Source organism: Nocardioides sp. (assembly GCF_036374615.1).
Classification (GTDB): domain Bacteria; phylum Actinomycetota; class Actinomycetes; order Propionibacteriales; family Nocardioidaceae; genus Nocardioides.
In genome coordinates, this window is record NZ_DASUTK010000059.1 from 1 (window position 1) to 8,696 (window position 8,696).

Sequence of the window (8,696 nt, forward strand, 5' to 3'; positions counted from 1 at the left end):
CCAACGCCGAGGTGTGGTTCCGCAGCCCCGAGGCCGCCGAGGCCGCCGGGTTCGTCAACGCCGAGGCGAAGGCCGACGAGAAGGCCGACGAGAAGGCCGACGAGAAGGCCTGAGCGCCACGCGGCCGCGGCGCCCCGGACCGGTCCGGCCCCGGCCGCCCCACCATCACCGCACGCGCACCGAGCCGAGTCATCGAGAAGGGCTCGAGGAAGAAGGAATCATGACTGTCTCCGCCGCTGACGTCAAGAAGCTCAGGGAGCTCACCGGCGCCGGCATGATGGACTGCAAGAAGGCGCTCGAGGAGGCCGAGGGCGACTTCGAGAAGGCCGCCGAGCTGATCCGCGTCAAGCTGGGCAAGAAGATGGCCGAGCGCGGCGCCGAGCGCGAGGCGTCCGCGGGCCTGGTCGCGGCCTCCGGCGGCGCGTTGGTCGAGCTGAACTGCGAGACCGACTTCGTCGCCAAGGGTGAGGAGTTCGTCGCGGCCGCGCAGCAGATCGCCGACGCGGCTGCTGAGGCCAAGGCCCCCGATGCCGAGGCGCTCAAGGCCGTCTCCGTCGGCGACAAGACCGTGGCCGAGGTCGTGGAGAACCTCGCGATCACGATCGGCGAGAAGATCGAGCTCGGCCAGGTCGCGTACTTCGAGGGCGACGTGGTCACCTACATGCACAAGCGTGCGGCCGACCTGCCCCCCGCTGTCGGGGTCCTCGTGGAGTACGCCGGTGACGAGCAGGCCGCCCGTGGGGTCGCCATGCAGATCGCCGCGATGCGCCCGAAGTTCCTCACCCGCGACGAGGTCCCGGCCGAGGTCGTCGCCAAGGAGCGCGAGATCGCCGAGGCGACCTCGCGCGAGGAGGGCAAGCCCGAGCAGGCGATCGCCAAGATCACCGAGGGCCGGCTCAACGGCTTCTTCAAGGAGGTCGTCCTGCTCGAGCAGCCGTCGGTCACCGAGACCAAGAAGACCGTGAAGTCGGTGCTCGACGAGGCCGGCACCACGGTCACCCGTTTCGTCCGGTTCGAGGTCGGCGCCTGACGGCTCCGCCGCCCCGGCCCCTCAACCTCCTCGTCCGACGCCGCCGCGGCTCCGCCGCGCCGGCTGGGCTCGGATAGGGTTTCGGCCGTGACGGCGTACACGCGGGTTCTCCTCAAGCTCTCCGGCGAGGTCTTCGGCGGCGGGCGGGTCGGAGTCGACCCCGACGTCGTCTCCCAGGTCGCCCACGAGATCGCGGCCGTGGCTGGGCAGGGCGTCGGGATCTGCGTCGTCGTCGGCGGCGGCAACTTCTTCCGCGGCGCCGAGATGCAGCAGCGCGGCATGGACCGCGCCCGCGCCGACTACATGGGCATGCTGGGCACGGTCATGAACTGCCTCGCGCTCCAGGACTTCCTGGAGAAGGAGGGCGTGGAGACGCGGGTCCAGACCGCGATCACGATGGGCCAGGTCGCCGAGCCCTACATCCCGCGCCGCGCCATGCGACACCTCGAGAAGGGCCGGGTCGTGATCTTCGGTGCAGGCGCCGGAATGCCCTTCTTCTCCACCGACACGGTGGCCGCGCAGCGTGCGCTGGAGACCAAGTGCGAGGTCGTGCTGATGGCCAAGCAGGGCGTCGACGGCCTGTACTCCGCCGACCCGAAGATCGACCCGACCGCGACCAAGTTCGAGACGATCACCTATCAGGACGTGCTGATGAAGGGGCTCAAGGCGGCAGACGCCACGGCGTTCGCCCTGTGCATGGAGAACAAGATGCCGCTCATCGTGTTCGGAGCCGAGGAGAAGGGCGCGATCGCCCGCATCGTCGCAGGTGAGAAGATCGGAACGCTGGTCAGCGCCGGCTGACCCGACGACACGACACAGGAGTACGCCGTGATCAACGAGACCCTCCGCGAGGCCGACCAGAAGATGGACAAGTCGGTCGAGGCGACCCGTGAGGAGTTCGCGGCCATCCGCGCCGGGCGCGCCCACCCCAGCATGTTCAACAAGATCCTGGTCGACTACTACGGGACGCCCACCCCGCTGCAGCAGCTCGCCTCCTTCACCGCGCCCGAGGCCCGGATCATCCTGATCCAGCCGTACGACATGGGCGCGATGCCGAACATCGAGAAGGCGATCCGCGACTCCGACCTGGGGGTCAACCCCGCGAACGACGGCAAGCTCATCCGGTGCGTGTTCCCCGAGCTGACCGAGGAGCGTCGCAAGGAGTACATCAAGGTCGCCCGCACCAAGGCCGAGGAAGGCCGGGTGGCGGTCCGCAACCTGCGGCGGCACGCGAAGCAGACGCTCGAGAAGCTGGGGACGGACGGCGAGGTCGGACAGGACGACGTCACCGGGGCCGAGAAGCGCCTGGACTCGATGACCAAGAAGCACACCGACGCCATCGACGAGATGCTCCGCCACAAGGAAGCAGAGCTGATCGAGGTCTGAGACACCCATGACCTCCACCCCCGCACCGGCGAAGGACCACGGCCGCGCCGGTCGTAACCTTCCGGCCGCCATCACGTCCGCCGTGGTGCTGCTGGCTGCGATCGGCGCGTCCCTGGCCTTCTGGAAGACCGCCTTCCTCGGCATCGTCGCCGCGGCGGTCGTCGTGGCGGTGTGGGAGCTGCGCCAGGGCCTCATGGCCAAGGACATCGACCTGCCCGAGCAGCCGCTGATGGTGGGTGGCGTCGTGATGGTCGGCGTCGCCTACTTCTACGGCGCACCAGCGCTGGTGACGGCGACCGCGGTGACCGCTCTCGTCACGATGCTCTGGCTGCTCAGGCGCGGCGTCGACGGGTACGTGAAGACGGCGACGGCATCCGTGTTCACGCTCGTCTACGTGCCGTTCCTCGGCTCGTTCGTCGCTCTGCTCCTGGCCGAGGGCGGTGCCACCGACTTCGAGCGCTGGGACGACGGCGTACGCGGGATCGTCGTGTTCATCCTCGTCACCGTTGCCTCCGACACCGGTGGTTACATCGCCGGTGTGCTGTTCGGGAGACACCCGATGGCCCCGGTCATCTCACCGAAGAAGTCCTGGGAGGGCTTCGCCGGCTCCGTGACGCTCTCCGCGGTCGCGGGCTGGCTGCTCGTGGTCTACCTGCTGGACGGCGACTGGTGGGTCGGCGTCGTCCTGGGCGTGATCGTCGCGGTGATGGCCACCCTCGGCGACCTCTGCGAGTCGGTGATGAAGCGCGACCTCGGCGTCAAGGACATGAGTCAGGTGATCCCCGGCCACGGCGGCCTGATGGATCGGCTCGACTCCCTGCTCGCCACCATCGCCCCCGTCTGGCTGCTGCTGCACTACACCGTCTTCGCCTGACGCCCTGTCCGGTCGACGCGCGGTTGGGGGTATGTGCCCGAGGAGGCATCGCCCCGTCGTACCGTTGAGGCATGACGGAGTCGGACGTCCGCGACCACGGGCCGGAGACGGCGGGGGAGCGGCACTGGTGGGACTGGTGGCACGAGTCCCACCCGACGTTCGCCGCCCTGACGGGCTTCTTCAGCGGCATGCTGTTCGTGACGGCCGTGCCTGGCGGGTTCGCCGGCGTCCTGCGCCTGTTGTTCCACTACGACACCGCCGCCAAGCTGTTCCCGTTCGTGCTGCTGTTCTTCCTGGTGCCGACGGCGATGCTCTTCACCCCGCGCACCCGGCGGTTCGCCAAGTTCATGTGGCTCGGCATGATCGTCACCGTGCTGGTCGTCGGCGGCGTGACGTCGCTGGTCCTCTACTTCATGGTCCAGTACGAAGGCTGACCGCTGGCCGGTGGTTTCGAGACGGGCCTGGCGGCCCTCCTCAACCACCTGAAGCGGGCCTGGCGGCCCTCCTCAACCACCTGAAGCGTGAGGATGTGACCGCCCGACCGAGCGGGTGCGAAACTGAGCCGGTCATGACCGACTCCCCCCGACAGCTCCCGCTGGTCCTCGCCGAGCCCCGCGGCCGCAAGAAGCCGCCGCGTCACCTGGCCGACCTCACCGAGGCGGAGCGGGTCGAGGCGGTCACGGCGGCCGGCCTGCCGGGCTTCCGCGCCAAGCAGCTGTCGACCCACTACTTCAGCCGGCTGGTCGACGACCCGGCCGAGATGACCGACCTGCCCGCAGGGCAGCGCGACGAGCTGGTGGCGACCCTGCTGCCCCCGCTCATGACACCGCTGCGGACCATGGAGGCCGATCGCGGCACCACCCGGAAGACGCTCTGGAAGCTGTTCGACGGCGCACTCGTCGAGTCGGTCCTGATGCGCTACCCGGGCCGGGTCACGATGTGCGTCTCGAGCCAGGCCGGCTGCGGCATGGCGTGCCCGTTCTGCGCTACCGGCCAGGGCGGCCTGCAGCGCAACATGTCGACCGCCGAGATCGTGGAGCAGGTCGTGGCGGGTGCCCGCTCACTCGCGCGCGGCGAGGTGCCGGGCGGCACCGCCCGCGTCTCCAACGTGGTCTTCATGGGCATGGGCGAGCCGTTGGCCAACTACAAGGCCGTGATGGGCGCCGTACGCCGCCTCACCGACCCGGCGCCGGGTGGGCTGGGCATGTCGGCCCGCGGGGTGACGGTCTCGACCGTCGGCCTCGTGCCGCGGATCAACCAGCTCGCCACCGAGGGCATTCCGGTCACCCTCGCCCTCAGCCTCCACGCTCCCGACGACGAGCTCCGCAACGAGCTGGTCCCGATCAACACCCGGTTCTCCGTCGCGGAGTCCGTCGAGGCAGCCTGGAACTACGCACGGACGACCAAGCGGCGGGTCTCGATCGAGTACGCGATGATGCGCGGCATCAACGACCAGGCGTGGCGGGCGGACCTGCTGGGCGACGTCCTCAACTCGTACGGGGACTGGGGCTGGGTGCACGTGAACCTGATCCCGCTCAACCCGACGCCCGGCTCGAAGTGGACCGCGTCCGACCCGAAGGACGAGCGCGAGTTCGTGCGCCGGCTCGAGGCGAAGGGCGTGCCGACCACGGTCCGCGACACCCGTGGCCGTGAGATCGACGGCGCCTGCGGCCAGCTGGCCGCGACCGAGGTCTGACTCACACCAGCAGCGCCGCTGCCTCGGCCGAGCTGTCGACGAGGTGCACCCGGTCCGCCATGTGACGGTCGGCTGCCAGCCCCTTCAGCAGCGGCCACACCGGCAGTGTCCGCGTCCAGTAGTCGTGCCCGACCAGCACCATCGGCGCCACCGTCGACGGATCCGCGTAGTAGTTCTCGCACGCGTCCTGGAAGACCTCTTGCACGGTCCCCGCAGCACCGGGGAGGAAGACGATCCCCGCGTCGCAGACCTCGAGCAGGATCGCCTCCCGCGTCGCGTTGCGGAAGTACTTCGCGATCGACGTCGCGAAGACGTTGGAGGGCTCGTGGCCGTAGTGCCAGGTCGGGATGCCCAGGTTCTCGGTGGCCGCGTCGCCGACCTCCGCGGCGACCTCGAGGCCGGTCCGGGCCCAGGCCGTCAGGTCGGCGTAGTCGGCGAGCCTCGCGAGCGAATCGAGGTGCGCCTCGAGCTCCGAGGCATCGAGGGCCGCGCAGCGCGCGCCGAGGTTGGCGGCCTCCATCGCTCCCGGGCCGCCGCCCGTCGCGACCGTGTACAGCGCGCCGAGCGCGTGCCCGAGGCGGGCCGCCTCGTCGTACTCCGCGCTGCCCCGTCGCAGCGCGTGCCCGCCCATCACTCCGACCATCCGGCGGCCGTCCACGAACCCGGCCAGCGCCTCGTCCATCGCGTGGTCGTGCAGCGCACGGAGCATGGACTCGCCCGGGGTGCGTGGTTGCCGGGACCAGGCGTACGCGCGAGCGTCGAAGCCGTCCTCGTAGGACCGCCCGGTCAGCACGGCGTCGTACAGGTCGGCCGGCGAGTAGAGCGTCGTCCGGGCCGGGTCGACCGGCCCGGCGGGCAACGGCGGCGGATCGTAGCCCGCCAACGACCCGACCAGGACCGGCGCATGTCGACGCATGCGCCCATTGAACAGGCTCGGCGAACAGGCTCGGCGAACAGGCTCGGCTGTGTCACCCGGCCAGAAGGTCGACGTCGTCGTGTGCCCGGAGACGCCGGACGACGGCGACTGCGGCGGCCCGACCGGCCCGGTTGGCGCCGATGGTGCTCGCCGAGGGCCCGTAACCGACCAGCTGCACGCGGGGGTCGGCTACCGCCGTCGTGCCGTCGAGCCGGATGCCCCCGTGCGGACTGCGAAGGTGCAACGCAGCCAGATGGCTCACGGCGGGACGGAAGCCGGTCGCCCACACGATCACGTCGACCTGCTCGAAGGTGCCGTCTGCCCACCGCACCCCGTCGGGCTCGATCCGCTCGAACATCGCGCGGCGACGGTACGCACCTCGCCGCTCGGCCTCGTGCTCCTGCTCCCGGAGTGCAAGCCCGGTCACGCTCACCACGCTGGCGGGTGGCAGCCCCCGACGTACCCTCTCCTCGACCCGCGCCACGGCCGCCCGGCCCGCCTCGCGGTCGAGCTGGTCGGAACGCCAGACCGGGGGGCGCCGAGTCGTCCAGAGCGTCTCGGTCACCAGGGCGATCTCGCCGAGGAGCTGCACGGCCGAGGCGCCGCCGCCGACCACGAGCACCCGCCGGCCGGCGAACGCGTCCGCACCCGGGTACGCCGAGGCGTGCAGCTGTTCGCCGCCGAACGTGTCCATCCCCGGGTAGTGGGGGACGAACGGCGAGGTCCACGTCCCAGTGGCGTTCACGAGAGTCCGGGCATGCCAGGTCCGGTCATCCGCGTGAACCACGAGCAGGCCGCCCTGGTCGGTGACGCGGTGGACCCGCACCGGTCGTTCCACCGGGAGGCCGTTGACGGTCTCGTAGTCGGCGAACCAGCTCGGGACCACGGCGTTGGCCGGCTCCGGCCCCCGGTCCGGCGCGGGCGAGCCGGGCAGGTCCGCGACACCGTGCACGTCGTCCATGCTCAGCGAGCTCCACCGGTGCTGCCAGGCGCCGCCGGGCGCGGCGTTCGCGTCGAGCGCGACGTGCTCAACGCCGAGTCGGCGGAGGTGGTACGACGTGGACAGACCCGCCTGGCCGGCCCCGATGACCAGCGAGTCGAGCACGTCGTCCACGTCCACGTCCACGCTGACGTCAACGCCACGGCCTGGCGCGGTATGCCCCGACCGCCCCGGAGAGACGCCTAGAACGCGTGGGCCAGCAGCTCGCCGAACACGTCGTGCTCGTCGACCTCCAGCCCGCGGGATCGGAACCAGCGGCAGATGTTGGTGCAGTCGCGGAGCAGGAAGTCCATCCCGGTCGGGTTGCCGACCAGGTCGATCACCTGCGGCAGGTCGATCACGACCAGCCGCTCCCCGGCCGCCAGGATGTTGAACGCGGAGAGGTCACCGTGCACCATCCCGTGCCGCGCGAGCTCGGCGAGGAAGTCGCGCACCTGGTCGAAGTAGGAGACGAGCAGGTCTCGCTCCGGTCGGGTCTCCGCGAGTCGCGGTGCGGTGTCGCCGTCGACGGTGATCCACTCCATGAGGAGCTCGGTGCCGTCGAGCTGGACCGGGTAGGGGACCGCGATGCCGAGCGACCACAGGCGCTTGAGTGACTCCCACTCCGCCCACGCCCACTGGCCCGCGGCCACGGTCCGCCCGAAGGCCGTCTTCTTGGCCATCGCCCGGGTGTCCCGCGTGTTGCGGACCCGTCGGCCGGCCGTGTACCCGGCCGAGCGGTGGAAGTTCCGGTGCTCCTCGTCGCGATACCGCTTGGCTGCCATCACGACGGTTTCGCCCACGGCGTCGGACCCGGGAACGGCGCGCTCGAGCAGGAAGACGTCGGCCTCCTTGCCGGTCTTGAGGATGCCGAGCTCGGTGTCGACCGCGGCCTGCGACGTCACGACCCAGTCGGGCCGCGGCTCGGGGCCGCGACACAACGGATCGACGCTCAGCCAGGTGCTCCAGCGCTGAAGGTCGTCGTCAGGCTCGTCCAGGCTCTGGAAGTCGAAGACGAAGCGAGGGTCGATGCCCTCGTAAGGATCGGTGAGCCGGTCAGTCCCCGGCTCCGGGACGTAGGAGTGCATTCGTGCTCCAGGTGAAGGAAGAGGTGTGGTCTGCGTGCAGGCCAGCGACAGTCGTTGTCATGTCACGCCTCCTCGGGTCTGGGCACGGCTCCGTACGCCGCGCGGCCACACCATGATGAAGGGTGGGTGCGCGCACGGCAACCCAATTATCGGCCGTGGCAGGCGCCGACCCCTCGCGCCCCGACCATCGGGTCTGAATCGGGTTGTTGGCACGTTCGTTCAAGGAGCGCGTTTGCACGAACGTTCCAACAACAAGAAAAGGGGGACCCGTGCCTGGAACTGCCTGAAGCCGTCCATCATGGGACGGCTCGTGATCCTCGCCGAGCCCCGGTACCGATCAGCGGTGGACTAGGTTGTGCTCATGCTGAGACCCCGCCGTCCGGCGGGTGTGGCCGCCGTTCTCGTCGCGAGTCTGATCCTGCCCCCCTCGTTCGTGGCTCCCGCGGCGACGGCCGTCCCGACCGAGCGCAGCAGCGCCGGGATCGGCGACGCGTACTTCCCGCTCGACGGCAACGGCGGGTACAACGTGAGGAAGTACCGGATCCGCGACCGCTACCGGTTCGCGACGAAGCACCTCTCGGGCCACACCACGCTGACCATGCGTGCGACCCAGGACCTCACGTCCTTCTCCCTCGACTTCCTGCTGCCTGTCGACCGGGTCACGATCGACGGGCGGACCGTCCCGCACACCCGTCCGCGGCGGCACGAGGTGCGGATCACCCCGCGG

The 8,696-nt window shown here is 70.4% G+C and carries 9 protein-coding genes and 2 pseudogenes; 8 read left to right on the forward strand and 3 right to left on the reverse strand.

Features of this window, described 5'->3' with window-relative positions:
- From rplD to rlmN, 7 genes and pseudogenes are all read left to right on the forward strand, one after another.
- Nucleotides 1-113, forward strand: a pseudogene (gene rplD / locus VFZ39_RS19070) (50S ribosomal protein L4); the annotation flags it as partial.
- A 104-nt stretch (nt 114-217) separates the two neighbouring features.
- Nucleotides 218-1,030, forward strand: a complete 813-nt coding sequence (tsf, locus tag VFZ39_RS04455; protein WP_330864527.1) for a translation elongation factor Ts — start codon at nt 218-220, stop codon at nt 1,028-1,030.
- Nucleotides 1,031-1,117: 87 nt separating this feature from the next.
- Nucleotides 1,118-1,831 (forward strand): UMP kinase, encoded by a 714-nt coding sequence (gene pyrH / locus VFZ39_RS04460; RefSeq protein ID WP_330864520.1) that lies wholly within the window; start codon nt 1,118-1,120, stop codon nt 1,829-1,831.
- A 30-nt stretch (nt 1,832-1,861) separates the two neighbouring features.
- A complete protein-coding gene (frr, locus tag VFZ39_RS04465) occupies nt 1,862-2,416 on the forward strand; it encodes a ribosome recycling factor (protein ID WP_330864528.1) in 555 nt (184 codons plus the stop codon).
- Nucleotides 2,417-2,423: 7 nt separating this feature from the next.
- A complete protein-coding gene (locus tag VFZ39_RS04470) occupies nt 2,424-3,290 on the forward strand; it encodes a phosphatidate cytidylyltransferase (protein WP_330864521.1) in 867 nt (288 codons plus the stop codon).
- A 71-nt stretch (nt 3,291-3,361) separates the two neighbouring features.
- Complete coding sequence (locus VFZ39_RS04475; RefSeq protein WP_330864522.1) at nt 3,362-3,724, forward strand: hypothetical protein; 363 nt, start codon at nt 3,362-3,364, stop codon at nt 3,722-3,724.
- A gap of 134 nt (nt 3,725-3,858) precedes the next feature.
- A complete protein-coding gene (rlmN, locus tag VFZ39_RS04480; RefSeq protein ID WP_330864523.1) occupies nt 3,859-4,986 on the forward strand; it encodes a 23S rRNA (adenine(2503)-C(2))-methyltransferase RlmN in 1,128 nt (375 codons plus the stop codon).
- A gap of 1 nt (nt 4,987) precedes the next feature.
- On the opposite strand, the gene VFZ39_RS04485 is transcribed toward rlmN, so the two are convergent.
- Genes VFZ39_RS04485 through VFZ39_RS04495 form a run of 3 tightly spaced genes read right to left on the reverse strand, consistent with a single transcriptional unit; the run spans nt 4,988 to nt 7,969 of the window.
- Nucleotides 4,988-5,902 (reverse strand): LOG family protein, encoded by a 915-nt coding sequence (locus tag VFZ39_RS04485; protein ID WP_330864524.1) that lies wholly within the window; start codon nt 5,900-5,902, stop codon nt 4,988-4,990.
- Nucleotides 5,903-5,954: 52 nt separating this feature from the next.
- Entirely contained in the window at nt 5,955-7,028 is a 1,074-nt protein-coding gene (locus VFZ39_RS04490; protein ID WP_330864525.1) for an NAD(P)-binding domain-containing protein, read from the reverse strand.
- 56 nt (nt 7,029-7,084) lie between these two features.
- Nucleotides 7,085-7,969, reverse strand: a complete 885-nt coding sequence (locus tag VFZ39_RS04495; RefSeq protein ID WP_330864526.1) for a serine protein kinase RIO — start codon at nt 7,967-7,969, stop codon at nt 7,085-7,087.
- Between the two features lie 361 nt (nt 7,970-8,330).
- Between VFZ39_RS04495 and VFZ39_RS04500 the strand changes: the two are divergent.
- A pseudogene (locus tag VFZ39_RS04500) lies at nt 8,331-8,696 on the forward strand (M1 family peptidase); the annotation flags it as partial.